Here is a 26,284-nt window from a genome sequence, read left to right on the forward strand (position 1 = left end):
GTGAAGACGAAGGCCTCGGGGTAGCCCCGAGGCCTTCGTCTTCGGCTTGGGTCAGCCCCGGGCCGCCTCGCCCAGCAGCGCCTTCGCGATGATGACCTGCTGGATCTGGCTCGTCCCCTCGTAGATGCGGAAGAGGCGTGCGTCGCGGTAGAAGCGCTCGACGGCGACCCCGCGCATGTAGCCCGCGCCGCCGTGGACCTGGACCGCGCGGTCGGCGACCCGCCACACCATCTCGCTGGCGAAGTACTTGGTGCAGGACGGGCCGATCTTGGTGTCCGTACCGGCGTCGAACGCGCGGGCGGCCTCAAGGACCGTGGCGCGGCCGGCGTAGTAGTCGGTCATGGAGTCGGCGATCAGGCCCTGTACGAGCTGGAAGGAGCCGATGAGCTTCCCGGACTGGCGGCGGGTGCGGGCGTACTCGACGGACTCGTCGACCAGCCGTTCGGCCATGCCCACGCACAGGGACGAGATGTGCACCCGCCCGTGCGCGATACAGCCCATCGCCGTGCCGAAGCCCCGGTTCAGCCCGCCCTCGCCGCCGACGAGGGCGGACGCCGGTACGCGCACGTCGTCGAAGTACACGTCCGCGGTCCACGCGCCGAACTGGCCCATCTTGTGGTCCTTGGGAGCCACGGTGAGGCCCGGGGTGCCGGCCGGGACCAGGAAGGTGGAGATGCCGCGGGTGCGCGGGGCGTCGGGATCGGTGCGGGCGAAGACCATGAAGACGTCGGCGAGCGGGGCGTTGGTGATGTACCGCTTCGCGCCGTTGATCACCCAGGCGTCGCCGTCCAGATGAGCCCTCGTGGTCAGGGTCGAGGGATCGGAACCGGCCTCCGCCTCGGTGAGCGCGAACGACGCCAGGACGTCGCCCGAGGCGATCCTCGGCAGCCAGTCCGCCTTCTGCTCCTCGGTGCCGCCGACCATCAGGACATGTCCGGCGATGCCGTTGTTCGTGCCGAACATCGAGCGCAGGGACGGGGTGGTGTACCCCAGCTCGAACATCAGTTGGGCTTCCTCGTACATCGACAGCCCGAGCCCGCCGTACTCCTCGGGCAGCGCGAAGCCGAACAGGCCCATCTTCTTGGCCGCCTCGCGGATCTCCGCGGGCATCTCGTCCTTCTCGTCGATCTCCGCTTCGAGCGGCACGACGCGTTCGCGCACGAAGCGCCGGACCTCGGACAGCACCGCGCTGAAGTCAGCCGCGTCCATGTCGACTCCCTATTGCTCTTGGCTATCTGTTTGTGTCTCGTCCGGCTTCCGCTCCGGCCGATAGCACACGGCCAGCAGCGCGGCGGCGCTCGCCGTGCCGACGCCCAGGGCCAGCAAGGCGGGCCCCGCGCCCGCGCGTTGGCGGCGCAGGACTCCGTCCAGCGAGTACCTGCCGGGGCCCAGCGCCGCCAGGGCGACGGCCGCGCCGCCCACGACACCGACGTACTCCCAGCCGCCCTTGAAGACGAAGAAGCCCTTGCCGCGATGGTCGGTTCGGGCCGCCACGGTCATCAGACCGACCGCTGCCGCAGCCGGGAGGGGGTTGGCCGCGCCCAGCGCGATCCCCACGCCGGCCGCCATCTCCGTCCCGGCCGCCATGCGCGCGTGCACCTGCGCGGGCCGCAGACCGAGCGCCTCGAACCAGCCCGTCGTGCCCTTGAGCCCGCCCGGCCCGGCGACCTTGTTCCAGCCGTGCGCGAAGAGCATCGGGCCGAGCGTCGCCCGCAGGACGAGCGCGGCGATGTCATGGCCCCGTGCCCTCACTGGCCGACTCCGGTGGCCCGCCCCGCAGGCGCGACGCCGTACAACTGCGGTACGGCCTCCACGAGTTCGTCGTAGGTGAGCGCCTGTCCCGATGCGCTGGGGTGTACGCCGGCGACGGTCCAGCCCTGGAGCCGGTTCAGCCGGTTGCCCTCGATGCGCAGGACCTGGCCGGTCAGCCAGGCCGCGCTGTCGGAGGCCAGGTAGACGACGACGCCCGAGGCGTTGGCGGGGTCGCGCGGGTCGAAACCGTCGACGGCCCGCAGCGATTCACCGACGGACAGGCCGTCCGTCATCCGTGTGGCCGCGATCGGTGAGATGGCGTTGGCGGTGACGCCGTACTTGCGCATCTCCAGGGCGGTGAGGACGGTGAGCCCGGCTATCCCGGCCTTCGCGGCGCCGTAGTTGGACTGCCCCTGGTTGCCGAACAGGCCTGTCCCCGAGGTCGTGTTGATGACGCGGCCGGTGACGCGCTCACCCCGCTTCGATGCCTCGCGCCAGTACGCGCACGCGTGTCGAGTGAGGGCGAAGGTGCCCTTCAGATGCACCGCGATCACGGCGTCGAACTCCGCCTCGGTCATCGAGAACAGCATGCGGTCGCGCACGATCCCCGCGTTGTTCACGACGATGTCCAGGCGTCCGAACTCCGCGACCGTGTCCGCGACCAGGGTCTCGGTCGCCGACCAGTCCGTCACCGAGGCGTGGTTGGCGACCGCCTGCCCGCCCAGCTTGGTGATTTCGGCGACGACCTCGTCGGCGGGGGAGTCGCCGGTGCTCTCGCCGTGCACGCCGGAGCCGAGGTCGTTCACCACCACGGTCGCGCCGGCCTCGGCCAGCGCCAGGCAGTGCGCCCGGCCAAGACCGCGGCCGCCGCCGGTCACGACGGCGACCTTGTCGTCGAGGATGCCCACCTGCTACCTCCCGGTTGTGTCGAGTTCGCGGAGTACGTCGTCGGTGTGCTCGCCGAGCGTCGGCGCCCCGCTGCGTGGTTTGTCGTCAACGCCCCAGAAGCTGACGGGTGTTGCCACGGTCCGTAGCGGTGGCGCGTCACCCATGCCGGGCTGTTCGACGAACGCCCCCACCGCCTCGGCCTGCGGATCGGCCGCGACCTCCGCGAGCGTCTGCACCGGCGCCCACCACACGCCCTCGGCGTCGAACCGCGCCGCCCACTCGTCCAGTGGTCGCCGAGCGAACTCCTCGTCGAACTCGGCGATCAGTTCGCGTACATGGCCTCGCCGTGCTTTGCCGGTCGCGAACCGTTCGTCCGTCTCCAGATCCGCGCGGCCGAGCGCCTTGACGACGCCGGGCCAGTGCCGGTTGCCCTCCAGGCCGACCAGCCAGAACCAGCGGTCGTCGGCGGCCCGGTAGGAGTTGTAGAGCGGCGACTCGTGCTCGGTGCGGTGGCGGGTGCGGCCGCGCCTGCCGAAGAAGTTCTGAAGGGCGAGGTCGTTTCCGTTGGCGTAGGTGCCGGACCGCAGCAGCGACACGTCCACCACCCCGCCCTCGCCCGTGCGTTCGCGGCGCAGCAGCGCGGCCAGGACACCGGCGACCAGGTTCGCCGCTGCCGTACGGTCACCAAGTCCCGGTCGGATGCCCGGTGGTGGCTCACCCGCCGGATTGAGCATGGCGGCGATGCCGGGCCGTGCCCAGAAGGCGGAGACGTCGTAGCCGGCCCGGTCGCGCTCCGCGCCCGTCCAGCCGTAGCCGGTCAACGTGCCGACGACCAGGCGGGGATGGCGGGCGCGCAGCTCGTCCGGGGCCAGGCCCAGGCGTTCCAGCGCGCCGGGGCGGAGGTTGGTGACGAAGACGTCGGCGCGCTCCAGTAGCCGTTCCAGTACGCCCTTTCCGTCCTCCGAGCGCAGGTCGAGGACGATCCCGCGCTTGCCGCGGTTGTCGGTCTCGAACGGGGGCGCGCTGTCGATGTCCTGGCCGACATGCCGGAGCGTGTAGCGGTTGGGGTCGCCGGTCGGCGCCTCCACCTTCACCACGTCCGCGCCCCAGTCCGCGAGCATGGTGGCCGCGGCCGGAGCCGCCACCCACATGCCCAGTTCGACGACCGAAATGCCCTCAAGTGGCCGCACAACCCACCTCCCTGTCTGTCGGTCCGCCCGCTAGTTGCCCTGGAAGTCGCCGGGTCGGCGCTCCCGGAAGGCCTTCAGTCCCTCGACCCGGTCCTCGGTGGAGAACAGCACCGAGACGGTCTCTCGCTCGTAGGAGATCGCCGCCTCCAGATCCATCCCGAGGCCGTAGTCGATCAGCCGTTTACCCGCCGCGAGTGCCAGCGGCGCCCCGGCCGTCAGCGCGGCGGCGAGTGCCTCGGCGACGCCCAACGCCTCGCCGGGCCCGGCGAGTTCGTTGACCAGTCCGAGCGCGTGGGCCCGTTCCGCGTCGATGGGTTCGCCGGTGAGGATCATCTGCTTGGCGATCGCGGGCGGGATCAGACGCGGCAGCCGCTGTGTGCCGCCCGCGCCCGGCAGCACGCCGAGCTTCATCTCGGGCAGGCCCAGCCGCGCGCCCCGCTCCGCGACCCGCAGGTCGCAGGCGAGCGCGAGTTCGAGGCCGCCGCCGAAGGCGAACCCGTGGACGGCCGCGACCGAGGGCTTGGGGAAGTCCTCCAACAGCGCGTACGCGTCGGTGAGTCGCTGGACGAAGGAATGGAACTGCCGGGGTGCCGTGAACGACTCGATCTCACCGATGTCGGCCCCGGCCGAGAAGGCCCGGCCCGCGCCGGCCACGACCAGGGCGCGTACGTCGTCGTTGTCGCGCAGTTCGTTCAGCGCACGCGTGAGCCGGTCCACGGTCCCGGAGCCGATCGCGTTGAGCCGCTCGGGCCGGTCGAGGGTCAACACGGCGATTCTGTCCCGGAGTTCGACACGCAGCACGGTGCTCACCTCAGACCATCGTGAGGCCGCCGCTGACCGAGAGCGTCTGCCCGGTCATGTAGGCGGCGTCGTCGGACGCGAGGAAGGCCACCACACCGGCGATGTCGGCGGGCTGGGCGACGCGGCGCAGCGGGATCGCCCGTACGGTCGCGTCGTACATCTTCTGGCTGTACTCGGCGACCTGCCCGAGCAGCGCGGTGTCGGTGGGTCCAGGGCAGACGCTGTTCACGGTGATGCCGTGCCGGGCGACCTCGCGGGCGAGGGCCTTGCCGAAGGCGATGACACCGCCCTTCGTCGCGGAGTACACGACCTCGCCGGAGGAGCCGACCCGGCCGGCGTCCGAGGCGATGTGGACGATCCGGCCGCCGCCGCGCTCGATCATCGGGTCGAGGACGGCCCGGGTCATCGTGATCGTCCCGCGCAGATTGACGGCGATGATCCGGTCCCAGGTCTCCTCGGCGCTGTCGACGAACCGGCCGATGACGTCGACGGCCGCGTTGTTCACCAGGACGTCCACCGGGCCGAGTTCGGCGGTCACGCGGTCCACGGCCGTGCGTACGGCCGCGCTGTCGGAGATGTCCGCGCCGACTCCCGTGGCGCGCACGCCGTACCGCTCCGCGAGCAGGCCCGCGACCTTGCCGGCCGCCTCCGCGTCGAGATCGCAGACGGCGACCGCGGCTCCCTGGGCGGCGAGCCGGTCGGCGATCGACTCGCCGATGCCGCGGCCCGCTCCGGTGACGAGTGCCACCTTGTCCCGTACGCTCACGCGCCCTCCCTCGCTCGGCTGCCGATACAGCGCTATCGTATAACTACTTCAGCTAAATAAGCGAGATGCCTGAGTGGAGTAGAGCATGCGCCGAACGATCTTCACCGAGGAGCACGAGCTGTTCCGGGAGACCGCCCGCTCCTACTACCTGCGGGAATGCGCGCCGTACGCCGAGCAGTGGGAGCGGGACGGGCAGGTGAGCCGGGCCGCGTGGGCGGCGGCGGGCAAGGCCGGACTCATCGGCTGGCAGTTCCCGGAGGAGTACGGCGGCCAGGGGATATGGGACTTCCGCTACAACGCCATCATGGCGGAGGAGATGGCGGCCACCAGCTCGGTCGGCATCGGGCTCGGGCTGCAGAACGACGTCATCCCGCCCTACCTGACGAACCTCACCACCCCTGAGCAGAAGGCCCGTTGGCTGCCCGGAGTGACCAGCGGCGAGACGATCTGCGCGCTCGCGCTCTCGGAGCCGGCCGCCGGTTCCGACCTCAAGGCCATCCGCACCACCGCCCGCCGCGACGGCGACGAGTGGGTGATCGACGGCTCCAAGACCTTCATCACCAACGGCATCCTGGCCGACCTGGTCGTCGTCGCCTGCAAGACCGACCCCGACGCCGGGCACAAGGGCATCAGCCTGATCGTCGTCGAACGGGACACGGAGGGCTTCGAGCGCGGACGCAAGCTCGACAAGGTCGGCATGAAGGCGCAGGACACCGCCGAACTCTTCTTCCACGAGGTCCGCGTCCCCGCCGAGAACCTCATCGGGCAGGAGAACCGCGGTTTCTACCACATGATGGGCAACCTCCCCACCGAGCGCCTCGCCATCGCCGTCTCCTCGCTGGCGGCCGCCGAGCGGGCGTACGAACTGGCGCTGGACTACGCCAGGACCCGTACGGCGTTCGGGCAGCCCATCGGCGAGTTCCAGGCCAACCGCTTCGCCCTCGCCGACATCAAGGCGAAGCTGGGCGCCGCCCGCGTCTACGTCGACGGCTGCATCATGGGCCTGTTCCAGGGCGAGTTGACGGCCGAGGAGGCCGCGGCGGCCAAGTACTGGACCTCGGAGACCGGCTGGGAGGTCATCGACCGCTGTATGCAGTTGTTCGGCGGCTACGGCTACGTCAACGAGTACGAGATCGCCCGGATCTGGCGTGACAGCCGGGTGCAGCGGGTGTTCGGCGGGACCTCGGAGATCATGCAGGAGATCATCGGGCGCTCGCTGGGCCTCTGATACCAGCCGAACTCATTGACTGGCTTGGATAAATAGGTTAGCTATTTAAGCGAGATGTGCGAGATGTGGGATGCGGCTCAAGGAGGCAACCGTGGTCACGGTCGACGTGAAGCTGCACCAGGACAGAGCCAAGCACGACCTGCCGCGCCCCCGACTGGTCATCGGCGGCAAGGACGTCACCGACACGAGCGGCGGCCGGTACGAGCACCGCAACCCGGCGACCGGCCTCGTCCAGGCGCACATCCCGCTCGCGGGCCCCGCCGAGGTGGACCGGGCCGTCACCGCCGCCCGCCAGGCCTTCGAGGTGTGGGGCACCATGCGCCCCGCCGAGCGACGCCGCCTGCTCACCCGCTTCGCGCAGCTCCTCCGCGACCACATCCCCGACTTCGCGGCGATCTGCCCGCTGGAGAACGGCATCTGCGTCGGCGGCTGGGCTTCGAACGTCGGACCGCACGTCGCCGAGTGGACCGAGTACTACGCCGGCTGGGCCGACAAGATCGAGGGCATGGTCGGCGCGGCCTACAGCCCGCACGAGAACGTCGAGTACACCCTCGCCGAGCCCTACGGCGTCATCGGCCACATCATCACCTGGAACTCACCCGCACTGTCCCTGGCGATGAAGGTCCCGCCCTCGCTCGCCGCCGGCAACACCGTGGTCATCAAACCGGCCGAGTCCACGCCGTTCTCCGCGCTGCTCTTCGCCGACCTGGCCCGCGAGGCGGGCATCCCCGAGGGGGTTGTCAACGTCGTCACCGGACTCGGCGACGCGGGATCGGCCCTGGTCACCCACCCCGGCGTGGACAAGATCTCCTTCACCGGAGGACCCGCCACCGCACGCCGCATCATGGCCGACGCCGCGCTGAGCCTCAAACCCGTCCTGTTCGAGCTCGGCGGCAAGTCTGCCAACCTGCTCTTCGCCGACACCGACCTCGACACCGTGGTGCCGTACTGCGCGGCCTTCGCCATGAGCAACACCGGCCAGGGCTGCGCACTGCCGACACGGCTGCTGGTCGAGCGGTCGATCTACGACGAGGTCGTCGCGCGCGTCGCCGGTGTGGTCGCCCACCTGCCCGTCGGCGACCCGCTCGACCCGACGACGTACATCGGACCCCTCATCGACGAAGCCGCCCGGGACCGCGTCCAGGGCGTGATCGACAAGGCCGTAGAAGGCGGTGCGGGGCGGCTCGTGCACGGCGGTGAACGCATCGACGCCGACGGGTACTTCGTCTCCCCGACCGTCTTCGCCGACGTCGACAACCGCAGCGACCTCGCCCAGCAGGAGATCTTCGGCCCGGTCCTGGCCATCACCCCCTTCGACACGGAGGACGAGGCCGTCGCCCTCGCCAACGACACCGAGTACGGCCTGTCCGCCTACATCCAGTCCCGTGACATCGGGCGCGTGAACCGTCTGGTGCCACGTCTGAAAGCCGGGACGGTCTACGTCAACCCGGGCCCGAACCCGATCAGTTCGCCCGCCACGCCGTTCGGCGGCGTCGGGACGAGCGGGTTCGGCCGGGAGGGCGGCAAGGCGGGTCTCGACGAGTTCGTCCACGTCAAGGATGTCGGCATCAGCCGCGTCTGACACCCGTCTTCCGAAAGCCCTGGGAGCCAAGAGCATGCATTCCGCCCGCCGCCTGACGTTCGGCGACACCATCCGCGAGCACCGACGGTCCTTCCCCGAGGGCATCGCCCTCGTCGACGGCGAAGTCCGGCTGACCTGGCCGCAGTTGGACGAGCGCACCAACCGTCTCGCCAACGCCCTCACGATCGCCGGGGTCGGCCCCGGCGACCGCGTCCTGTGGCTGGGACAGAACTCCTTCCGCATCTGGGAACTGCTCGGCGCCGCCGCGAAGATCGGCGCCATGGTCTGTCCCGGCTACTGGCGCTGGGCCGCCCCCGAAATGGCCTTCGCCGTCGAGGACTTCGACCCCCGGGTGGTGATCTGGCAGGACGAGGAGATCGGCGACACGGTCGGCAAGGCGCGGGCCGAACTGGGCAGCGACCACCGGGCGTTGTGGCTGCGACACGACTCCGAGGGCCCCGGCTCCTACGAGTCCTTCCTGGCCTCCGGCGCGGCCGAGGACCCGGCCCTCGACATCGACCCGGACTCCGCGCTCCTGGTCATCTACACCGCGGCGATCTCCGGACGCCAGTCCGGCTCGATGCTCTCGCACCGCAACCTCCTCGCCATGGGAGCGAGCGCCGCCTGGATGGGAGACATCGGGACGGAGACCGCCTTCCTCGGCGCCGGACCGATGTTCCACATCGGCAACTACCAGTTCTGGGGCGTCCCGGCCTTCGTGCACGGCGGCAAGAACGTCGTCGTCCGCCGGGTCGTCGCCGAGGAACTGCTCCCGCTGCTGGCGGCGGAACGGTGCACACACGCGTACCTCATGCCCCCGACGATCGCCCAACTCGTCGCCCTCAACAGGGAAGCGGGCCACGACCTCTCGCACCTGCGCGCCAGCGTCGCCGCCCCCCTGTGGCAGGGCACGGTCCCCACCGACACCAGCCGCTTCACCCGCAACGGCGGCGGCGAGGGCCGCGGCTACGGCCAGACCGAGGTGACCGGCTTCGCCGTGACCGGCGCCTACGGCGGCACGGGCACCGGCAACGCCGGACGCCCCGGCCCCTTCACCGCCGTACGCATCCTGGACGGCACCGGCAAGGAGTGCGAGATCGGCCAGGCCGGCGAGATCTGCGTCCGGGGCGACCTCGTGCACCTCGGCTACTGGAACCGGCCCGAGATCAACGAGGAGCGTTTCCGCTTCGGTTGGTGGCACACCACCGACCTCGGCCGGCGCGAGAGCGACGGCACGATCAGCTTCCTGGGCACCACGACCCGCATGCTCAAGTCGGCCGCCGAGAACATCTTCCCGGCCGAGGTGGAGAACTGCGTCGAGTCCCACCCGGCGGTGAAGGAGGCCGCCGTGATCGGCGTCCCGAACGAGCGCTGGGCGCAGGACGTCAAAGCGGTCGTCGTCCTCCACCCCGACGCCGAACCGGTCACGGCCGCGGACCTCATCGAGCACTGCCGGGCCCGGATCGCCTCGTACAAGAAGCCGAAGACGGTGGAGTTCGTCGAGGCGCTGCCGCGCACCAAGGACTTCGCCAAGGACTACGAGGCGCTCGACGAGCGCTTCGGCGGGGGCGGCTATCCCGGCGGCGACCAGCTCGGCGCGGGACGGTGACGCCGTGAACGACCGGCAACCCGTCGTCGTCGGCGTCCACGCCACCGAGCAGGCACTGTCCCTCCCGCACCGTGACGCGATGGGCCTCGCCCTCGAAGCGGTGCGCGGCGCGATCGAGGACGCCGGACTGACTCCGGCGGACGTCGACGGCGCCCAGGTCGACTGGCCCGGCCCCGGCGGCGTACCCGGAGAGGGCAGCTCCTGGGCGCGGATGCTCGGCCGGGACCTGCGCTGGACCAGCGACTCGATGCTCGACAACGCCGGCTCACGGGGCCTGCTGAAGGCGGCGGCGGCCGTGCGGGCGGGGTTCGCCGACACCGTCGTGGTCGGCGGCTGCAAGCTGGTCTCGCGCGGCGCGGGCCCTGTCGGCGCCGGAGTCCAGCTGGAGTTCGCCGACGTCTGGGGCAGTTACGTCGTGGCCCAGTTCGCGCTGGTGGCGGCCCGGCACATGCACCAGTACGGGACGACCGCCCGCCAGCTCGCGGAGGTCGCCGCCACCGTCCGCAACAACGGCGCCACCAACCCGGAGGCGATGATGTACGGCCGCGGCCCGTACACCGCCGACGACGTGCTCGCCTCCCGCATGGTGGCCACACCGTTCCACCTGCTGGACTGCTGCATCGTCGGCGAGGGCGGCGCCGCCCTCGTGGTGACCACCGCCGAACGGGCCCGCGACCTGCCCCACCCGCCCGTCGCCGTGCTGGGCGGTGGCATGGAGTACCACCAGGCCGCGTATGCCAACCCCGCGCTGTACCGGGAGGTCGGACAGCTCGGCCAGGACGCGGCGGCCCGCGCCTACGCCATGGCGGGCATCGGCCCGCAGGACGTGGATGTCTTCTCCCTCTACGACCCCAACTCCTTCGAGATCATCCGGCAGTTGGAGGTCCTCGGGCTGTGCGGCGAGGGCGAGGGAGGCCCCCTGGCGGCCAGTGGCGCCATCGCCGTCGGCGGCAAGCATCCCGTCAATCCCGACGGCGGCTGTCTGGCGTACGCGTGGAACGGAACCCAGCAGATGACCCTCAAAGTCGTCGAGGCCGTACGGCAGTTGCGCGGCACGGCCGTCCACCAGGTGGAGGACGCTGAGCTGGCGGTGGTCGGCAACGCCGGCTCCGGCGCGCAGCACTACGAGATGAGCGTGCTGGGGAGGACCCGATGAGCCGCCCGGTGCCCGAACCCACTCCACTGTCCCAGCCGTTCTGGGACGCGGCCCGGCGCGGTGACCTCGTCGTCCCGCACTGCCCGGGCTGCGGGCTGCGCTTCCTCGTGCCCGAACCCGCCTGCCCCGGCTGCATGTCGGCGGACTGGCGGTACGTGCCCAGTGCCGGCCGGGGCACCGTCTACTCGGTGACCGTGGTCCACCGCGCACCCGGCCCCGGCTTCGACACACCGTTCGCGCTGGCCGTGGTCGACCTGGACGAGGGCGGCACCCTGCTCACCCACATCGACGCGGGTGACCCGGACGACGTGAGCATCGGCATGCGGGTGCGCGTGGACTTCCGGCGCCTCACCGACGAGATCAGCCTTCCGTACTTCGTGCCGGTCCCAGGTGACTGAAGGAGATGGATGCCGTGGCGAACACGCCGGTGCGGGTTCCCAAGATGGCCGAGCTGGTGGCGGCACAGCTGCGCCGCAAGATCGTGCGCGGGGAGCTGGCCGAGGGGGAGGCGCTGCCCGCCGAGACCGCCCTGATGGCGGAGTTCGCCGTCTCCCGGCCGACACTGCGCGAGGCGTTCCGGGTGCTGGAGTCGGAGTCGCTGATCAGCGTGCGCCGGGGCGCCAGGGGCGGGGCACGGGTGCAGGTCCCGGAGGGCACGGTCGCCGCCCGCTACGCGGGAGTCGTCCTCGAGTACCGCGGCACGACCCTCAAGGACGTCTACGACGCCCGTACGGTCATCGAGGCGCCGTGCGCCGGTCTGCTCGCCCAGCGCCGCACGGACCGGGATCTGGAGCGGCTGCGGGCCTCCGTCGCCGAGGCCGAGGCACTCATGGACGACCCCTCGGCCTTCATCCGCGCCCACATGGAGTTCCACGCCCTCGTCGTCGAACTCGCCGGCAACGAGACGCTGAGCGTCCTCAACGGCATGGTCCGGCACATCATCGACCAGGCGAACTGGTCCCACGTCGACCTCGACGCCGGCAGCTCCGAGAACATCCGGGCCAACCGCCGGGGCTTCCGTGCCCACGGCGCCCTCGTCGAACTGGTCGCCGGGCGCCGCACCGAGGCCGCCGAGGAGCTGTGGCGCCTCCACCTCCAGGAGGCCGAGGACTACTTGCTGCAGAGCAGGTCCATGACGACGGTCCTGGACCTGCTCGGCTGACGGACCGTCAACTCCCGTGCAGTTCCTGCACGATGGGCTCCCACACCTCGGCGTCGATCTCGTACGCGGTGTAGAAGGACACTCGGTCCACCAGACTCCCGTACCGGCGCCTGATCTCGCCCGCCACCCGCTCCGGCTCCGCGACGACCGCGAAGGTGTGCAGCACCTCGTCGTCGACCAGTCCGCCCATCGCCTCCCACCTGTCCTCGCGGGACGACTTCGACAGCGCGTTCAGCTCGTCGCCGAGTTCGCCCCAGCCGTGCAGCTCCAGGACTCCGCGATAGGCGGGTGTGCTGCCGTAGAAGGCGATCTGGCGGCGGGTGCCGTCGATCGCGCGCGCCAGTTCCTCCTCGGTGCGGCCGGTCGCGGTGAGGAGCAGATGGGAGACGGAGAAGTCGCCGCGCGTGCGGCCGGATCGCTCCAGGCCGAACTCGACGGTCGGGAGGGTCACTTCCCGCAGATACCGCTCGGTGGTGAAGCCGTGCGCCAGGAGTCCGTCGGCGACCTCGCCCGCGACCCGTGTCATCGCCTCACCGACCGCCGCCACGAAGACCTTCGGGGCGCCGCCGGGAGCGGGCGGGGGTGAGAAGAAGGGGGACATGAGCGTGTGGGTGTAGAAGTCGCCGCGGAAGTCGAGCTTCTCGCCCTCGTTCCAGGCGGCCCAGATGGCGCGCAGCGCGCTCACGTACTCCCGCATCCGGGCGGCGGGGCGGCTCCACGGCATGGCGAAGCGCCGCTCGATGTGCGGTTTGATCTGACTGCCCAGGCCGAGCGAGAACCGCCCGCCGGAGTAGGCCTGCAAGTCGTGTGCCGTGTAGGCGAGTTGCATGGGGGAGCGGGCGAACGCCACCGCGATCGCCGTGCCCACCTCCAGCCGTTCGGTGTGCTCGGCCGCGAGCAGCAGCGGCAGGAACGGGTCGTGTTTCGACTCCGAGGCCCACAGACCGTCGTAGCCCGCCTTCTCGTGGTGCAGGGCCTCCGCCACGACCTCCGCGGTACCCCACACGCTGAGCTTTCCGTCGACCTTCATGCCGCTCCGTCCACTGTGACCGCGTCCAACCCGATGCGCCGCGCGAGCAGTTCGCGGTGGTACGCCGGGTCTCCGAACAGGAGTTGAGATGTCTTGGCCCGTTTCAAATACAGGTGGGCCGGGTGCTCCCAGGTGAAGCCGATGCCGCCGTGGACCTGGATGTTCTCCGCCGTCGCCTGTAGACACGCGTCCGAGCAGAACGCCTTGGCGAGGCTCGCCACCGCGGGCAGGTCCGGGTCCTCGTTCGCCGCCGCGAGCAGTGCGTAGTGCGCGGCGGCACGCGCGGACTCCACTTCGAGGAGGACGTCGGCGAGCAGGTGCTTCACGGCCTGGAAGGAGCCGATGGGCCGCCCGAACTGGTGTCGCACCTTGGCGTACTCCACCGCCATGTCCAGCGCGCGGGAGGCCACTCCCACCTGCTCGGCGGCGAGTGCCACCGAGGCCCGGTCGAGTACCTGCGAGATCAGATCCCAGCCGTCTCCGTGCGTACGCAGCCTGGTCGCCGGTACGTCGTCGTAGTCGAGGCGGGCCTGTCGGCGGGTCGGGTCCATGGTGGGGAGGGGGACGCGGGTCAGTCCCGTCGCGTCGCCGTCCACCCAGAACACGCCGATCCCGTCGTCGGTCCGCGCCGCGGTGAGAACGACATCGGCGGAGGCGCCGTCCAGGACGAACATCTTGTGCCCGGTCAGCAGCCAACGCCCGTCTGATGCACGGGCGTTGAGCTGAATCCCGGTCATGTCCCAGCGGGCCGAGTCCTCTGTGAGGGCCAGTGTTCCGACCAGTTCGCCGGAGGCGAGCCCCGGCAGCAGGCGCTTGCGGGCGTCCTCGTCGTCGCAGCGCAGCAGGGTGGTCGTCGCCAGCACGGCCGAGGAGAGGAAGGGCGTGCATGCGAGCGTGCGGCCCAACTCCTCCATGACCGCGCCTACTTCGACCGGCCCGCACCCGGCACCGCCGTACTCCTCGGGGACGGCCAGCCCCTGAAGGCCGAGTTCCGTCCCCATCCGGAGCCACAGTGCCCGGTCGAAGCCCTCCGGCGTCTCCATCAGCCGCCGTGTCTCGGTCTCGGGCGACGTGTTCGCGAGGAACGCCCTTACCGTGCGCCGCAGTTCCTCCTGCTCGTCACTGAACGCGAAGTCCATGGCGTTCAGCCCTCCGCTCCGGCGCGGCGACGCCCGCGCGAGGCGATGATCTTCTCCACTGCGCCGATGTGGTCGGGGTCGTGCATGCTGTCCCGTTCGGCGAGCAGCGCCGGCTCCAGTACGGCGGCCATGGCCTGCTCCAGATGCAGGTTCACCGCCCGCTTGGTGCCGCGCAGCGCCTGTGGGGGCAGGGCGGCCAGGCGTCCGGCCAGGTCCATGGCCTCGTCCAGGAGCTTGTCCTTGGGTACGACGCGGTTGGCGATGCCGAGCCGGACGGCTTCCTCGGCGCTCACCCGGTCGCCCAGGAAGAGGAGTTCCTTCGCGCGGGTCAGGCCGACGAGCAGGGGCAGGACGAGCGCGCCGCCGTCGCCGGCGACGAGACCGACCTGGACGTGCGGGTCGGCCACATAGGCGTCGTCCGCGATCAGGACGAGGTCGCTCAGCAGGGCCAGGCTGCAACCCAGGCCCACGGCAGGCCCGTTGACCGCCGCGATCACCGGCAACGGGCAGCGGACCAGGCCGGTGATGATCCGCCGGGCCTCGTCGACGTTCTGCTGCCGGAAGACGGGGTCGCGTTGTACTCGGGTCATGATGTCGAAGTTGCCGCCCGCGCTGAAGGCCCTTCCCCGGCCGGTGAGCACGACCACCCGTGCGTCGGGGTCGTCGGCGATCGCGTCCCAGACCGACGCGAGGCCCGAGTGCAGTTCCTCGCTCATCGCGTTGAGCTGGTCGGGCCGGTTCAGCTCGATCAGCCGGACCGGCCCGAGGGCCGTCACCACCAGATCCATCATCTCCACCGCCACCATCCAGGAACAGTTCAGTAGAGTTGAATGCTATAACTAATTGAGCTTTATGAGAACCAGGTCGCGGAGTGATGAGCCCGACGGAGGACGCGCATGCCGGAGCAGGAGTACGAGACCGTGCGAGCCGAGGTGGCGGACCGGATCCTCACCGTCACGCTCAACCGGCCCGAGAAGCTGAACGCCTTCAACCCGCAGATGATGGGCGATCTGCTCGACGTCCTGGACGCGGCCGACGCCGACGACGACGTACGGGTGATCGTGGTGACCGGAGCCGGGCGCGGATTCTGCGCGGGCGCCGACGTCAGTTCCGGCGGGTCGTCGTTCGACCACCGCAAGGCGGGCGCCTGGCACCGGGACACCGGCGGCCGGGTCGCGCTGCGGATCTTCTCCAGCACCAAGCCGGTCATCGCCGCGGTCAACGGCCCCGCGGCCGGCGCCGGCGCCAGCATGACCCTGCCCATGGACATCCGGCTCGCCTCGACGTCGGCGAAGTTCGGCTTCGTCTTCGCCCGGCGCGGCATCGTGCCGGAATCCGCGGCGAGCTGGTTCCTGCCGCGGGCCGTGGGGATGCAACGGGCCATGGAATGGGTGGCCACCGGCCGCGTCTTCGGCCCCGACGAGGCCCTGTCGGCCGGGCTGGTCCGCTCCGTCCACCCGCCGGAGGAACTGCTGCCGGCGGCGTACGAACTCGCCCATGAGATCGCCCGGAACACCTCTGCGATCTCGGTCGCCCTCTCCCGCCAGATGATGTGGCGGATGCTCGGCGAGCCGCACCCGATGGCCGCGCACCGCCTCGACTCGCGGATCATGAGCCAGATCGGCGGCGGCCCGGACCCGGTGGAGGGCGTCGAATCGTTCCTGGCCAAGCGGCCGCCCGAGTTCCCGGGCCGGGTCAGCAAGGACATGCCGACGGTCTACCCCTGGTGGCGGGACGAGGAGTTCCGGCCCTTCGGGGAGTAGGCGGCACTGGAGCAGGGGGAGCGCGCGCTCGCTTGCGGACTCCGTTGCGCGAACGGGTAGTTGGGCCGACTGGAGCGCCCTCTCCCGTCGGATGCCCTCAGCTCTTCTGGTCTGATCAGAAGGGATCGGTGTACGAGATCGGCTTGCCGGTGGCGTGGGCGTACGCGATCTCCCTGCTCGTGGACTCGCCGATATACCCGCCCGGGTTGACCACCAGAACCCGGTCGGCCAGGTCGATCTTGCGCAGGTGGAGGGCGCCCAACGCGGTCTTCTGCTCGTTGGTGATCACCTCGTCCGCTCCCTGATCTTCGGCGCGCAGGAAGATGCCCGGCGCGACGACGATGACCCCTGCGAAGGTCAGGTCACGGTTGGCCGCGCTCATCTCGTCCACGAACCGCGTGGAGCCGCAGATGCAGACGATCTCGGGTCGGTCGGGCACGGCTCACTCCTCGGCTCGAACGGGAAACCGTCAGTACGCGCGCAGCCATCGAGGGCGGGCACAGGAGCCAGCAGTTTACGCAGCGAGATGGACGCACCGCGGCTGGACCGGCGCAGGCGGAAGGCGTGGCCCGTGCCGCGAATGACACTGCTCGACGCCGGAGTCCGTGGTGCGCCCGGCTCCCCATCCTCCTTCGGTGACACGGCCTGGGGACCGCTCCGATCGCCGACCGGATCATGGCCGAAACGCGCCCCGGCCCCACCGCCCGCGACGACCGGGCCATCATCGAGGCGGCCCTCGCCCGCTGCCGCCGCGGCCACCACACGGTCGGAACCCGCCCGGCGCGCCCCGCCGTGGACGATCTCGTGGATGCCCGACCGCATGTGCGAGGGACCGCCGGCCTGCGGATCGTCTGCTGCCCGCCTCCGCCGGCCACGGTCTCCGGTATTCCCGACGGGCCGATCATGGCCACGATCCGACGGCCCGCAGCCTCCGCCCTGGACACGGCCCGGCCTCGCCCCGACCCTTTGACGGATCAATGAGATCTGTCCGAAACATTGTCGTCGTTTCCCCGAAGTGTTAGCGTCCGAACGGCGGGCATTCAGTTGAATGCGTTAGCTATTCCGCCCGGGACGGTGACCATGAGCGATGGTTTCCTGCAGGTTTCTTTCCACGGTGTCGACTGGGGAGTCGCCACCGCGGACGCCATCGCGGCCCCGCCGCCGCCGATGGCCGAGCGCGGGGGCCACTTCCGCCAGTGGACCGACGACATCGGCGAACTGGTCGGCGTCACACCCGACACCCACCGCATGGTCGCCGGATGGCCGCTGCTCCAGCCCGACGGCCCCGGCAGCTGGGACCACGCGGCCCTGGACCGCTGCGACCGCGAACTCGACTCCCTGCTCGCCCTCGGCCTGCGCCCCTGCCTCACCCTGTTCGACCGGTCGCTGCCGTCCTGGCTGGAGGAGCACGGGGGCTGGCTGGAGCGCGACACAGCCGAGCACTTCGCCGCCTACGCCGCCGAGCTGGGCCGCCGCTACGGCGACCGCGTCACCCGCTGGATCACCTCCACCGACCTGGCCGGGCCCACCCTCGCCGACCACGTGGCCGGGATGTACACCCCCGGCCGGGGCATCGGCCGCGCCGGCCTGCCCGCCGTCCACCACATCCTGCTCGCCAACGGACTCGCCACCCGCGCTCTCCGCGCCGCCGGCGTCAGCGGGCGGATCGGTACCACGGTCACCCTCGTCGGCGGCTACGCGGCCACCGAGGACCCCTTCGACCGGCTCGCCCTGGACCGCCTGCTGAGCTGGACCAACCGCCTCTTCCTCGACCCCCTATTGCTCGGCGAGCACATGGTGACCGAGGACGACGTCTCTCCGATCGAGGACACCGACTGCGTACGCCTCGGTGACCTGGACGTCATCGCCACGCCGCAGGATCTGCTCGGTCTGTCCTGGCACACCCCGTTCCGCGTCACCGCACCGGAGAACCTCGCCCGCGCACTGCCGGCCGACAAGTGCCAGAGCAGGCTCAACGAGGTCAACCGCCTGCTGGTCGGCCTGGGCTTCGCGATCGTCCCGTTCGACGACGTGGAGACGACGGCGTACGGCTGGCCCATCCTCCCCGAGGGCCTGGCCGACGCCGTCGCGGACCTCCACGACCTCTACGGCGACCTGCTGCCGCCGCTGTCCGTCGTCGACAACGGCATGGGCGACCTGGACCTCGTCGACGACACCGGCCACAGCGACGACGCCCGCCGCCGGGCCCTGCTGCGCGCCAGGCTGTCCTGGCTGGGCCGGGTCATCGAGCGCGGTGTGGACGTCTGCGGCTACGAGTACTGGTCGGTGCTCGACAACCTGGAGGCGAAGTTCCGCTACACCCGCCTCTACGCGATGGCCGTCCCCGACCACGAGCCCCCGCCGCGACCGCCGATGCCCTCGGACTGGCTGCGGGCCGGAGCCTTCCCCGGTCCCGAGGCGCCGGGTCCGACGGCCGGGCTGACCCTGGTCCCGCCCGGCGGCCCCCGGGATCAGCGCGTCGGAGCCTCGTAGTCCCGGCCCCGGATCAGCCGTACCGGCGTGTAGACGAGCACGTCCTCGTCCCGCTGGTTGCGTACGGTGATCCGGCTGGTCACCACGCCCCGGCCGGGCTTGCCGGACGGCCGGGAGCCGGTGGTCTCCACGACGGCGTACAGCGTGTCGCCGACGTAGACCGGTCCCCGCACGGTCAGTTCCATGTGCAGGAAGGCCAGGCCCGTGCCGTGCAGCACGTTCGTCTGCAGGACGAGTCCCTCGGCGATGCAGTACGTCAGCGCGCCCGGGACCAGCCGCCCGGTGTAGCCGCCGTCGGCCGCGTGCGAGGCGTCCCAGAAGAGCGGCTCGTTGAAGCCGCCCCAGGTGACGAAGTTGACGAGGTCGGTCTCGGTGACCGTACGGCGGGCGGTACGGAAGACCTGCCCGACAGGCATCTCCTCGAAGGTCAACCCCTTTACCAGCGGGGGGATTTCGGTGTGGGTGTGCTTTGCCGTCATCGCGCGCTCCTCGTGCCTCGTGCGTCCGTGGTTCACAGGTCGATCGGGTGCTTGCCGCCCACGCCCTCGAAGTCCGGGGCGCGCTTCTCGCGGTGGGCGGCGAGTCCCTCGACGACCTCGTGCCCGCCGAATCCGAAGAACTCAAGCCCCAGCGAGGCCTCGAAGAGCGGCTGGGCCGTGCGGTACCAGTGGTTGAGGGACCGCTTGGTCCAGCTCAGCGCGCTGGCGGGCCCGGCGGCCAGCAGGGTCGCGACCCGTAGTCCCTCGGCGTGCACGTCCTCGTCGTCGACGCACTTCGACACCAGGCCGATCCGCTCGGCCTCCTCGCCGGTCAGCGCCTCGCAGGTCAGCAGGTAGTACTTGGCCTTGGCCATCCCGCACAGCAGCGGCCAGCAGATCGCCGCGTGGTCGCCGGCCGCCACCCCGAGCCGCGTGTGCCCGTCGACGATCTTCGCCTTGCGCCCGGCGATCGAGATGTCCGCGAGCATGCCGATGACCAGCCCCGCACCGACCGCCGGACCGTGGATCGCGGAGACCACCGGCTTCGAGCAGTTGATCACCCCGTAGACCATGTCCCGTGCCTCCCGCATCGTCCGGGCCCGAACGGCGTAGTCCTCGGTCATGGCCTCGATGGAGTCGAAGGTCCCGCCGGCGGAGAAGGCCTTGCCGGCCCCCTGGACCAGCACCGCGCGGGTCTCCTCGTCCCGGTCGACGACCGGCCAGACGTCGGCCAGCTCACCGTGCATACGCGGATCGACGGCGTTGAGGTGCGGCGCGTCGAGCACGATGCGCAGCACACCGGGCGCGGACCGCTCGAAGGTCAGGCTCGTGAACGGGGCGTAGGGATCGGTCACGTCGCGCTCCTGGTGTAATCGGTGCGGATACTATAATTATCTAACTGTATCGAGAGGCGGTCGGCAAGCGTCCGGCACATGGGCGCACCGAGGACGGGAAGCTCGGCATGGATCTCACCTTCAGCGAGGAACAGGACGAACTGCGCACAGTCGTACGGTCGTTCCTCACCCGGCACGCCACCGAGGCCGACGTGCGCCGCCTGGCCGCCGACCCGCACGGACACGACCCGTGGATCTGGCGCCGGATGGCCACGGAGATCGGACTCCAGGGACTCGCCGTACCGGAGGAGTACGGCGGCTCCGGCTTCGGCTACGTCGACCTCGGCGTCGTCTTCGAGGAGACGGGCCGCGCCCTGCTGTGCGCCCCGTACTTCGCCACCGTCGCCCTGGCCGCCGAGGCGCTGCTGCGCTGCGACGACGAGGCCGCCCGCGCCGACCTCCTCCCGGGCATCGCCTCCGGCGACACGGTGGCCACGCTCGCCCTCACCGAGGACGACGGGCGCTGGGACGAGCAGGGCATCCACCTCACCGCCCGCGAGGAAGCGGGCAGTTGGCGACTCACGGGCACGAAGACCTACGTCCCCGACGGACACCTCGCCGACCTGATCCTGGTCGCCGCCCGCACCCCCGCCGGCTTCAGCCTCTTCGCGGTCGAGGTCGCGGACGCCACCGGCCTCACCCGGACACCGCTCCCCACCCTCGACCAGACCCGCAAACAGGCCCGCGTCACCTTCACGGACACCCCGGCCCGTCTGCTGGGCACCGACGGCACGGCCTGGCCCGGGATCGAACGCACCCTCGCCACGGCCGGCGTCCTCCTGGCCGCCGAACAGGTAGGCGGAGCCGCCGCAGCTCTGGACGCATCGGTCGCGTACGCCAGGATCCGCGAGCAGTACGGCCGACCCATCGGCTCGTTCCAGGGCATCAAGCACAAGTGCGCCGACATGCTCGTCGAGATCGAGTCCGCGCGCTCGGCCGCGTACGCCGGACTGTGGGCCCTGGACGCCGGCGACGAGACGGAGATCGCCGTCGCGGCGGCCCTCGCCCAGGCCTTCTGCTCCGAGGCGTTCACCAAGGTCGCCGGCGACACCATCCAGGTCCACGGCGGCATCGGCTTCACCTGGGAACACCCCGCGCACCTCTACCTGAAGCGGGCCAAGAGCTCCGAGGTGCTGCTCGGTACACCCGCGTACCACCGGGAACTGCTCGCCGCCCGGCTCGGCCTCTGACACCCAGGAGAAGCAGACATGGAAGTGGACTTCGGGCCCGCCGTACGCGACTTCCGCGACGAACTGCGGGACTGGTTCGCGGACCACCTCGTGGGGGAGTTCGCCGAACACCGGGGCGTGGGCGGCCCCACTGACGGCGCGGCCTGGGACGTACGCCTGGCCTGGGACCGCGAGCTGTCGGCCGGGAACTGGCTGGGCGTGGGCTGGCCGACGGAGTACGGCGGACGCGGCCTCGGACTCCTGGAGGAGATCGTCTTCGAGTACGAGTACGCCCGCGCGAACGCCCCCTACCGCGCCACCGTCAACGCCCTGGACCTGCTCGGCCCGATGCTCCTCGCGATGGGCGACGAGGCCCAGAAGAAGCGCTTCCTGCCCCCGATCCTCGCCGTCGAGGAACTGTGGGGACAGGGCTTCAGCGAACCCGGCGCGGGCTCCGACCTGGCCTCCGTCCGCACCCGCGCCGAACGCGACGGCGACCAGTGGGTGGTCAACGGACAGAAGGTGTGGACCTCGTTCGGCATCCACGCCGACTGGCTCTACGTCCTCACCCGCACCGACCCCGACTCCCGGCGCCACAAAGGCCTGACGCTGCTGCTCCTCCCCACCGACCAGCCCGGCGTGGAGATCCGCCCCATCCGCAACCTCGCCGGCCAGGACGAGTTCGCCGAGGTCTTCCTCTCCGACGCGCGTACCGGCGCGGACATGGCCGTGGGAGAGGTCGGTCAGGGGTGGCGCACCGCCATGGCCACCCTCGGCATCGAACGCGGTACGACCCTGCTGCCCCAGCAACTCGGTTTCGAGCGGGAGGCCGAGGCGCTGATCGAACTGGCCCGTGCCCGGGGCGCGTTGGACGACCCCATGCTGCGCCGCCGGATCGTGGACGCCTGGATCTCCGTACGCATCATGCGCACCACCAACCTGCGCACCCTCGCCGAACTGACCGCCGGCCGCACACCCGGCGCCCAGGCCACCACGGCGAAGCTCTACGCCTCGACCCGCCACCAGCAACTCGGCCATCTGGCCATGGAGTTGGCCGGGCCCGCCGGGCAGATCGTCGGCGAGGACTACGAACTCGACACCCGGCAGCGCTCATTCCTCCTATCCCTCGCGGAGACGATCTACGGCGGTTCCAGCGAGATCCAGCGCAACATCATCGGGGAGCAGATCCTCGGGCTGCCCAAGGAGCCGCGGCCATGACCTCGGTCGAGGACCGCCTCGACCGCGTCGAGTCCCACCAGGCCATCCAGCAACTGCCCATCCGCTACGCCCTGGCCGTCGACTCCCGCGACCTCGACGAATGGGTGGGCTGCTTCCGCCCAGACGTCGACATGGGACGCCACGGGCGAGGGCGACACGTCCTGCGGCAGCACATCGAACCTCTCGTACGCGGCTTCCACCGCTCGGTGCACCAGATCTGCGGCCACCGCGTCGAGTTCACCGGCCGCGACACCGCGACCGGCGCGGTCTACTGCCGCGCCGAGCACGAGGTCGGGGACCGGTGGATCGTGATGGCGATCTGCTACTTCGACGACTACGCGCGCGTGGACGGCGACTGGTACTTCTCCCGGCGCCGCGAACAGCACTGGTACGCGGCCGACGTGACCGACCGCCCCCAGGCGGTCGGCTTCAACGGCTGGGAGGGCGCAGGAGATCCGGCGCTGCCCGACGCCTTCCCCTCATGGACGGCCTTCTGGAAGGAGACGTGATGACACGGTTGTCGGGCAGGACGGCGCTGGTCACCGGCGGAGGACAGGGTGTGGGCCGGGGCATCGCACTCGCGCTCGCTGTCGAGGGCGCGGCCGTGGTCATCACCGGCCGCACCGGGAGCAAGCTGAAGGACACCGCCGAGGAGATCGCCGAGCGCGGCGGGCGGGCGTACACCGTGGTCGGGGACGTGGGGGAGCGGGACGACGTCGACCGCATGGTGGCCGAGACGGTACGGGAGTTCGGCGGCCTCGACGTACTCGTCAACAACGCGCAGTCCTCGGTGCAGCGACCGCTGGAGAAGACGTCGTACGACGATGTCGAACTCACCTACCGCAGCGGGCCGTTGGCCGTCTTCCACGCGATGCAGGCAGCCCTGCCCCATCTGCGGGAGAGCCGGGGCAGTGTCGTCAACCTCGGTTCCTCGGCGGCCGTGCAGGGCGAGGCCACCTTCGCGGCGTACGCCATGGCCAAGGAGGCGATCCGCGGTCTGAGCCGGGTCGCCGCGCGGGAGTGGGGGCCGTACGGGATCCGCGTGAACGTCGTCTGCCCGGCCGCGCTCAGCCCGGCGGCGGAGGACTATCTGGCCGCGCATCCGCGGAAGGCGGAGGAACTCGCGCGGGAGATTCCGCTGGGGCGGCTCGGCGCGCCGGAGGCGGACATCGGCCGGGCGGTGGCCGCGTTGGTGAGTGACGACATGGCGTATCTGACGGGCGCGACGCTGATGTTGGAGGGCGGCCGGACCCTCATCGGGTGACCGCGTCAGACGACACCTCGCGCTCGCAGTCCCGCCAGCTGATCCTCCGTCACCCCCGCGAGCCCGCACAGGACTTCGGCGGTGTGCTCGCCCAGCGCGGGCGGTGGGGCGTAGCCCTCGACCGGGGTCGCCGTGAGCCGTATCGGATTGGCGAGCAGGGGCAGCGGGCCCGACACCGGGTCGTCGACCTCGACCAGCATCCCCCGGTGTTGGATCTGGGGGTCGGCGAAGACCTCGGGCATCTCGTTGAACGGGCCCGCCGGCACGTCGTGTTCGTCCAGGAGGGCCAGCCACTCGTCCCGGGTCCGGGTCCGCATGACGGCTTCGAGGACCGGCAGGATCTCCTCCCGGTGGGTGATTCTGGCGGAGGTGGTCGCGAACCGGGGGTCCTGGAGCAGGTCGGTGCGGTCGGCCGCCGCGCAGAACGCGGCGAACTGCTTGTCGTTGCCCGCGACGAGGAACAGCGGCTTGTCCGCGCAGTGGAAGGCCTGGGAGGGGATTCCGCCGTAGCCGCCGTTGCCGCGCCGGCGCGGAACCTCCCCGGAGACCAGGTAGTTCATCGCGAAGTGCGACAGCGAGGCCAGCCCGCAGTCCAGCAGGGAGAGGTCGACGAACTGGCCCTCGCCGGTGGCGTCCCGGTGCCGCAGCGCCGCCAGGACGGCGGTCGAGGCGTACAGGCCGGTGAGGATGTCGACCATGCTGACACCGACCTTCATCGGCTCGTCGGGATGCCCGGAGACGCTCATCATCCCGGACATGGCCTGGAAGATGCCGTCGTAGCCGGGGCGCCCGGCATATGGGCCGGTCTGGCCGAAGCCGGTGACCGACAGATAGACCAGGCGCGGGTTGAGCGCCAGCAGGCTCTCGTGGTCGAGGCCGTACTTGGCCAGCGTCCCCGCGCGGAAGTTCTCCACCAGGACGTCCGAGCGGGCAGCGAGCGAACGGATCAACTCCTGCCCCTCGATGGTGGCGTGATTGACCGTCACGGACCGCTTGTTGCGGTTGCAGGAGAGGTAGAAGGCCGCGGTGTCCGTCCCGGGGGCGAACGGCGGACCGTACGTCCGTGAGTCGTCCCCGGTGCCCGGCCTCTCGACCTTGATGACCTCAGCTCCGAGATCGGCCAGCATCTGGGTGGCCAGCGGTGCCGCGAGGACGCGGGACAGGTCGAGGACGCGGATCCCGGCCAGGGCGGTCGACGGCATCGGGGTCTCCCTCTGTTCACAGGCATCGAATGAGTTATATAAATAATACATCTGGCGCCCTGGCTGCGTCTCGGATGATTGCTTCAACTATCCAATTCATGTAACTATATGGATCGGCTGACCGGCCGAGACCGGAGGGTGTGCGGATGACCGTCGCGGCGAGAACCCTCACCGACCAGGAACAGCGCGAACGCCGCGAGTGGTTCCGGGTCCGCTGGGAGCGCGGCGTCGCGTTCAACCGCCTCTGCCGGGTGCGCATGGTCCGCTGGGACCCCGACGGCGTGGAGGTCGTCCTTCCCTACGTCGAGGCCCTCTCCGCCCACGAAGGCGTCTTCCACGGCGGAGTGATCTCCGCGCTCATCGACACCGCGGGCGCGGGAGCCGTGATCGCCGGGCACGACTTCCAGAAGGGGAGTCTGCTCAGCACCGTCTCGATGTCGGTGCAGTACCTCGCGCCCGCCCGGGGCCCGGAGGCGGTCGCCTACGCGCGCTGCGTCCGGCGGGGCCGCAGGCTGCACTTCGCCGACGTCGACGTGATGACCGACGGGGTCGTCTGCGCCCGGGGGCAGGTCGTGGTGACCATCTCCGGGGAGCGCCCGGGCGTGGGCGACCCCATCGAACCGCTGACCGAGGAGTGACGCGATGCCCGACGAACCCGACCGGGACCTGGTGCTCTACGAGGTCGACGAGGACGGTGTCGCCACCGTCACCCTCAACCGGCCCGAGCGCAAGAACGCGTGGAGCCTCCCCATGGAGAACCGCTTCTTCGCCCTCCTGGACGAGGCCGCCGCCGACCCCGCCGTCCGCGTCGTGATCGTCACCGGCGCCGGCCGGGCGTTCTGCCCCGGCATGGACGTCCAGCGCCTGGAACAGAACGCGCAGCCCGGCCAGTCCCTGAACCTCCAGGCCCGCGTGCCCATGTACAGCAGGCGCAACATGCCCAAGCCGCTCATCGCGGCCGTCAACGGCGCCTGCGCGGGCATCGGCCTGGTCCAGGCACTGATCTGCGACGTACGCTTCGCCGCCCGCGGGGCGCGCTTCACCACCGCCTTCACCCGCCGCGGGCTCGCCGGCGAGTACAACCTCCCGTACGTGCTGCCGCGCGTCGTCGGCCTGGAGAACGCCCTCGACCTCCTCCTGTCCGGCCGTGTCTTCGACGCCGACGAGGCGAAGCAACTCGGCCTCGTCAGCAGGGTCGTGGAACCGGCGGACCTGCTCGACGCGGCCCGCGCCTACGCCCGCGACATCGCCCGCAACTGCTCACCGCGCGCCATGGCCGTCGTACGCCATCAGGTGTACGGCGACCTCGACCGGCCCTTCACCGAAGCGCTCGCCCGCTCCTACTCCGCCATGGAGTTCTTCGCGGGCTCCCCGGACTTCCGCGAAGGCGTGGCCAGCTTCGTGGAGAAACGGGAGCCCAAGTTCGAGGGACTGCCCCCGGACTTCGACCCGGACGAGGCCACCCGCGACGCGTTCCTGCCGTACTGACAGAGGAGCATG

The 26,284-nt window shown here is 70.8% G+C and carries 28 protein-coding genes; 15 read left to right on the plus strand and 13 right to left on the minus strand.

Annotated elements, in window-relative coordinates; genetic code table 11:
- Nucleotides 1-51 precede the first annotated feature (51 nt).
- From JHN45_RS13520 to JHN45_RS13545, 6 genes are read right to left on the minus strand one after another with little or no spacing between them, the layout of a single operon-like run.
- Nucleotides 52-1,209, minus strand: a complete 1,158-nt coding sequence (locus tag JHN45_RS13520; protein WP_200709504.1) for an acyl-CoA dehydrogenase family protein — start codon at nucleotides 1,207-1,209, stop codon at nucleotides 52-54.
- Between the two features lie 9 nt (nucleotides 1,210-1,218).
- On the minus strand, nucleotides 1,219-1,752 hold the full coding sequence (locus JHN45_RS13525; protein WP_200709503.1) for a DoxX family protein: 534 nt from the start codon (nucleotides 1,750-1,752) through the stop codon (nucleotides 1,219-1,221).
- Nucleotides 1,749-2,660: an SDR family NAD(P)-dependent oxidoreductase gene (locus tag JHN45_RS13530; RefSeq protein WP_200709502.1), complete on the minus strand. Its 912-nt coding sequence runs from the start codon at nucleotides 2,658-2,660 to the stop codon at nucleotides 1,749-1,751. The genes JHN45_RS13525 and JHN45_RS13530 overlap by 4 nt, the downstream gene beginning before the upstream one ends.
- A gap of 3 nt (nucleotides 2,661-2,663) precedes the next feature.
- Nucleotides 2,664-3,830 carry a CaiB/BaiF CoA-transferase family protein gene (locus JHN45_RS13535; protein ID WP_200709501.1) on the minus strand — a complete coding sequence of 389 codons (1,167 nt, stop codon included), beginning with the start codon at nucleotides 3,828-3,830 and terminating at the stop codon, nucleotides 2,664-2,666.
- Between the two features lie 30 nt (nucleotides 3,831-3,860).
- Nucleotides 3,861-4,640, minus strand: coding sequence for an enoyl-CoA hydratase/isomerase family protein (locus JHN45_RS13540; RefSeq protein ID WP_200709500.1), 780 nt, complete (start codon nucleotides 4,638-4,640; stop codon nucleotides 3,861-3,863).
- Nucleotide 4,641: 1 nt separating this feature from the next.
- The gene (locus tag JHN45_RS13545) at nucleotides 4,642-5,397 is read right to left on the minus strand and encodes an SDR family NAD(P)-dependent oxidoreductase (RefSeq protein ID WP_200709499.1); all 756 of its coding nucleotides are present in this window, start codon (nucleotides 5,395-5,397) and stop codon (nucleotides 4,642-4,644) included.
- A gap of 85 nt (nucleotides 5,398-5,482) precedes the next feature.
- Here JHN45_RS13545 and JHN45_RS13550 point away from each other — a divergent pair, with 85 nt between their 5' ends.
- From JHN45_RS13550 to JHN45_RS13575, 6 genes are all read left to right on the plus strand, one after another.
- Nucleotides 5,483-6,625, plus strand: coding sequence for an acyl-CoA dehydrogenase family protein (locus tag JHN45_RS13550; protein WP_200709498.1), 1,143 nt, complete (start codon nucleotides 5,483-5,485; stop codon nucleotides 6,623-6,625).
- Nucleotides 6,626-6,716: 91 nt separating this feature from the next.
- Nucleotides 6,717-8,207 (plus strand): aldehyde dehydrogenase, encoded by a 1,491-nt coding sequence (locus JHN45_RS13555; protein WP_200709497.1) that lies wholly within the window; start codon nucleotides 6,717-6,719, stop codon nucleotides 8,205-8,207.
- 34 nt (nucleotides 8,208-8,241) lie between these two features.
- Entirely contained in the window at nucleotides 8,242-9,816 is a 1,575-nt protein-coding gene (locus JHN45_RS13560; RefSeq protein ID WP_200709496.1) for an AMP-binding protein, read from the plus strand.
- Between the two features lie 4 nt (nucleotides 9,817-9,820).
- On the plus strand, nucleotides 9,821-10,972 hold the full coding sequence (locus tag JHN45_RS13565) for a thiolase family protein (protein WP_200709495.1): 1,152 nt from the start codon (nucleotides 9,821-9,823) through the stop codon (nucleotides 10,970-10,972).
- The gene (locus JHN45_RS13570; RefSeq protein WP_200709494.1) at nucleotides 10,969-11,370 is read left to right on the plus strand and encodes a Zn-ribbon domain-containing OB-fold protein; all 402 of its coding nucleotides are present in this window, start codon (nucleotides 10,969-10,971) and stop codon (nucleotides 11,368-11,370) included. The genes JHN45_RS13565 and JHN45_RS13570 overlap by 4 nt, the downstream gene beginning before the upstream one ends.
- A gap of 5 nt (nucleotides 11,371-11,375) precedes the next feature.
- Nucleotides 11,376-12,134 (plus strand): FadR/GntR family transcriptional regulator, encoded by a 759-nt coding sequence (locus JHN45_RS13575; protein WP_200709493.1) that lies wholly within the window; start codon nucleotides 11,376-11,378, stop codon nucleotides 12,132-12,134.
- 7 nt (nucleotides 12,135-12,141) lie between these two features.
- Here JHN45_RS13575 and JHN45_RS13580 read toward each other — a convergent pair whose 3' ends face one another.
- Genes JHN45_RS13580 through JHN45_RS13590 form a run of 3 tightly spaced genes read right to left on the minus strand, consistent with a single transcriptional unit; the run spans nucleotide 12,142 to nucleotide 15,109 of the window.
- Nucleotides 12,142-13,164, minus strand: coding sequence for an LLM class F420-dependent oxidoreductase (locus JHN45_RS13580; RefSeq protein WP_200709492.1), 1,023 nt, complete (start codon nucleotides 13,162-13,164; stop codon nucleotides 12,142-12,144).
- Complete coding sequence (locus JHN45_RS13585) at nucleotides 13,161-14,303, minus strand: acyl-CoA dehydrogenase family protein (protein WP_200709491.1); 1,143 nt, start codon at nucleotides 14,301-14,303, stop codon at nucleotides 13,161-13,163. The genes JHN45_RS13580 and JHN45_RS13585 overlap by 4 nt, the downstream gene beginning before the upstream one ends.
- Nucleotides 14,304-14,308: 5 nt before the next feature.
- The gene (locus tag JHN45_RS13590; protein WP_234467671.1) at nucleotides 14,309-15,109 is read right to left on the minus strand and encodes an enoyl-CoA hydratase/isomerase family protein; all 801 of its coding nucleotides are present in this window, start codon (nucleotides 15,107-15,109) and stop codon (nucleotides 14,309-14,311) included.
- Nucleotides 15,110-15,199: 90 nt separating this feature from the next.
- On the opposite strand from JHN45_RS13590, the gene JHN45_RS13595 reads away from it, so the two are divergent.
- Nucleotides 15,200-16,066: a crotonase/enoyl-CoA hydratase family protein gene (locus JHN45_RS13595; protein ID WP_200709490.1), complete on the plus strand. Its 867-nt coding sequence runs from the start codon at nucleotides 15,200-15,202 to the stop codon at nucleotides 16,064-16,066.
- A 115-nt stretch (nucleotides 16,067-16,181) separates the two neighbouring features.
- Here JHN45_RS13595 and JHN45_RS13600 read toward each other — a convergent pair whose 3' ends face one another.
- Entirely contained in the window at nucleotides 16,182-16,505 is a 324-nt protein-coding gene (locus tag JHN45_RS13600) for a hypothetical protein (RefSeq protein ID WP_200709489.1), read from the minus strand.
- A gap of 236 nt (nucleotides 16,506-16,741) precedes the next feature.
- Between JHN45_RS13600 and JHN45_RS13605 the strand changes: the two genes are divergently transcribed.
- Nucleotides 16,742-17,047: a hypothetical protein gene (locus JHN45_RS13605; RefSeq protein ID WP_200709488.1), complete on the plus strand. Its 306-nt coding sequence runs from the start codon at nucleotides 16,742-16,744 to the stop codon at nucleotides 17,045-17,047.
- Between the two features lie 99 nt (nucleotides 17,048-17,146).
- Nucleotides 17,147-18,559 carry a glycoside hydrolase family 1 protein gene (locus JHN45_RS13610; RefSeq protein ID WP_200709487.1) on the plus strand — a complete coding sequence of 471 codons (1,413 nt, stop codon included), beginning with the start codon at nucleotides 17,147-17,149 and terminating at the stop codon, nucleotides 18,557-18,559.
- Here JHN45_RS13610 and JHN45_RS13615 read toward each other — a convergent pair.
- Both JHN45_RS13615 and JHN45_RS13620 read right to left on the minus strand, forming a co-directional pair.
- Complete coding sequence (locus JHN45_RS13615) at nucleotides 18,538-19,038, minus strand: MaoC/PaaZ C-terminal domain-containing protein (RefSeq protein ID WP_200709486.1); 501 nt, start codon at nucleotides 19,036-19,038, stop codon at nucleotides 18,538-18,540. The genes JHN45_RS13610 and JHN45_RS13615 overlap by 22 nt on opposite strands.
- A 32-nt stretch (nucleotides 19,039-19,070) precedes the next feature.
- Nucleotides 19,071-19,892, minus strand: coding sequence for an enoyl-CoA hydratase/isomerase family protein (locus JHN45_RS13620; protein WP_200709485.1), 822 nt, complete (start codon nucleotides 19,890-19,892; stop codon nucleotides 19,071-19,073).
- A gap of 107 nt (nucleotides 19,893-19,999) precedes the next feature.
- Between JHN45_RS13620 and JHN45_RS13625 the strand changes: the two genes are divergently transcribed.
- The 4 genes from JHN45_RS13625 to JHN45_RS13640 are packed head-to-tail and all read left to right on the plus strand — an operon-like array spanning nucleotide 20,000 to nucleotide 23,582.
- Nucleotides 20,000-21,121, plus strand: coding sequence for an acyl-CoA dehydrogenase family protein (locus tag JHN45_RS13625; RefSeq protein ID WP_200709484.1), 1,122 nt, complete (start codon nucleotides 20,000-20,002; stop codon nucleotides 21,119-21,121).
- 18 nt (nucleotides 21,122-21,139) lie between these two features.
- Nucleotides 21,140-22,318, plus strand: a complete 1,179-nt coding sequence (locus JHN45_RS13630; RefSeq protein WP_200709483.1) for an acyl-CoA dehydrogenase family protein — start codon at nucleotides 21,140-21,142, stop codon at nucleotides 22,316-22,318.
- Nucleotides 22,315-22,827, plus strand: coding sequence for a nuclear transport factor 2 family protein (locus JHN45_RS13635; RefSeq protein ID WP_200709482.1), 513 nt, complete (start codon nucleotides 22,315-22,317; stop codon nucleotides 22,825-22,827). The genes JHN45_RS13630 and JHN45_RS13635 overlap by 4 nt, the downstream gene beginning before the upstream one ends.
- Nucleotides 22,827-23,582, plus strand: a complete 756-nt coding sequence (locus JHN45_RS13640; RefSeq protein ID WP_200709481.1) for an SDR family NAD(P)-dependent oxidoreductase — start codon at nucleotides 22,827-22,829, stop codon at nucleotides 23,580-23,582. The genes JHN45_RS13635 and JHN45_RS13640 overlap by 1 nt, the downstream gene beginning before the upstream one ends.
- 5 nt (nucleotides 23,583-23,587) lie before the next feature.
- On the opposite strand, the gene JHN45_RS13645 is transcribed toward JHN45_RS13640, so the two are convergent.
- Complete coding sequence (locus tag JHN45_RS13645) at nucleotides 23,588-24,784, minus strand: CaiB/BaiF CoA-transferase family protein (protein ID WP_200709480.1); 1,197 nt, start codon at nucleotides 24,782-24,784, stop codon at nucleotides 23,588-23,590.
- Between the two features lie 146 nt (nucleotides 24,785-24,930).
- Between JHN45_RS13645 and JHN45_RS13650 the strand changes: the two genes are divergently transcribed.
- Both JHN45_RS13650 and JHN45_RS13655 read left to right on the plus strand, forming a co-directional pair.
- Nucleotides 24,931-25,422 (plus strand): PaaI family thioesterase, encoded by a 492-nt coding sequence (locus tag JHN45_RS13650; protein WP_200709479.1) that lies wholly within the window; start codon nucleotides 24,931-24,933, stop codon nucleotides 25,420-25,422.
- A 4-nt stretch (nucleotides 25,423-25,426) separates the two neighbouring features.
- Nucleotides 25,427-26,272: an enoyl-CoA hydratase-related protein gene (locus JHN45_RS13655; protein WP_200709478.1), complete on the plus strand. Its 846-nt coding sequence runs from the start codon at nucleotides 25,427-25,429 to the stop codon at nucleotides 26,270-26,272.
- Nucleotides 26,273-26,284: the final 12 nt, after the last annotated feature.

This window comes from Streptomyces sp. MBT53, from assembly GCF_016654115.1.
Lineage (GTDB): Bacteria > Actinomycetota > Actinomycetes > Streptomycetales > Streptomycetaceae > Streptomyces.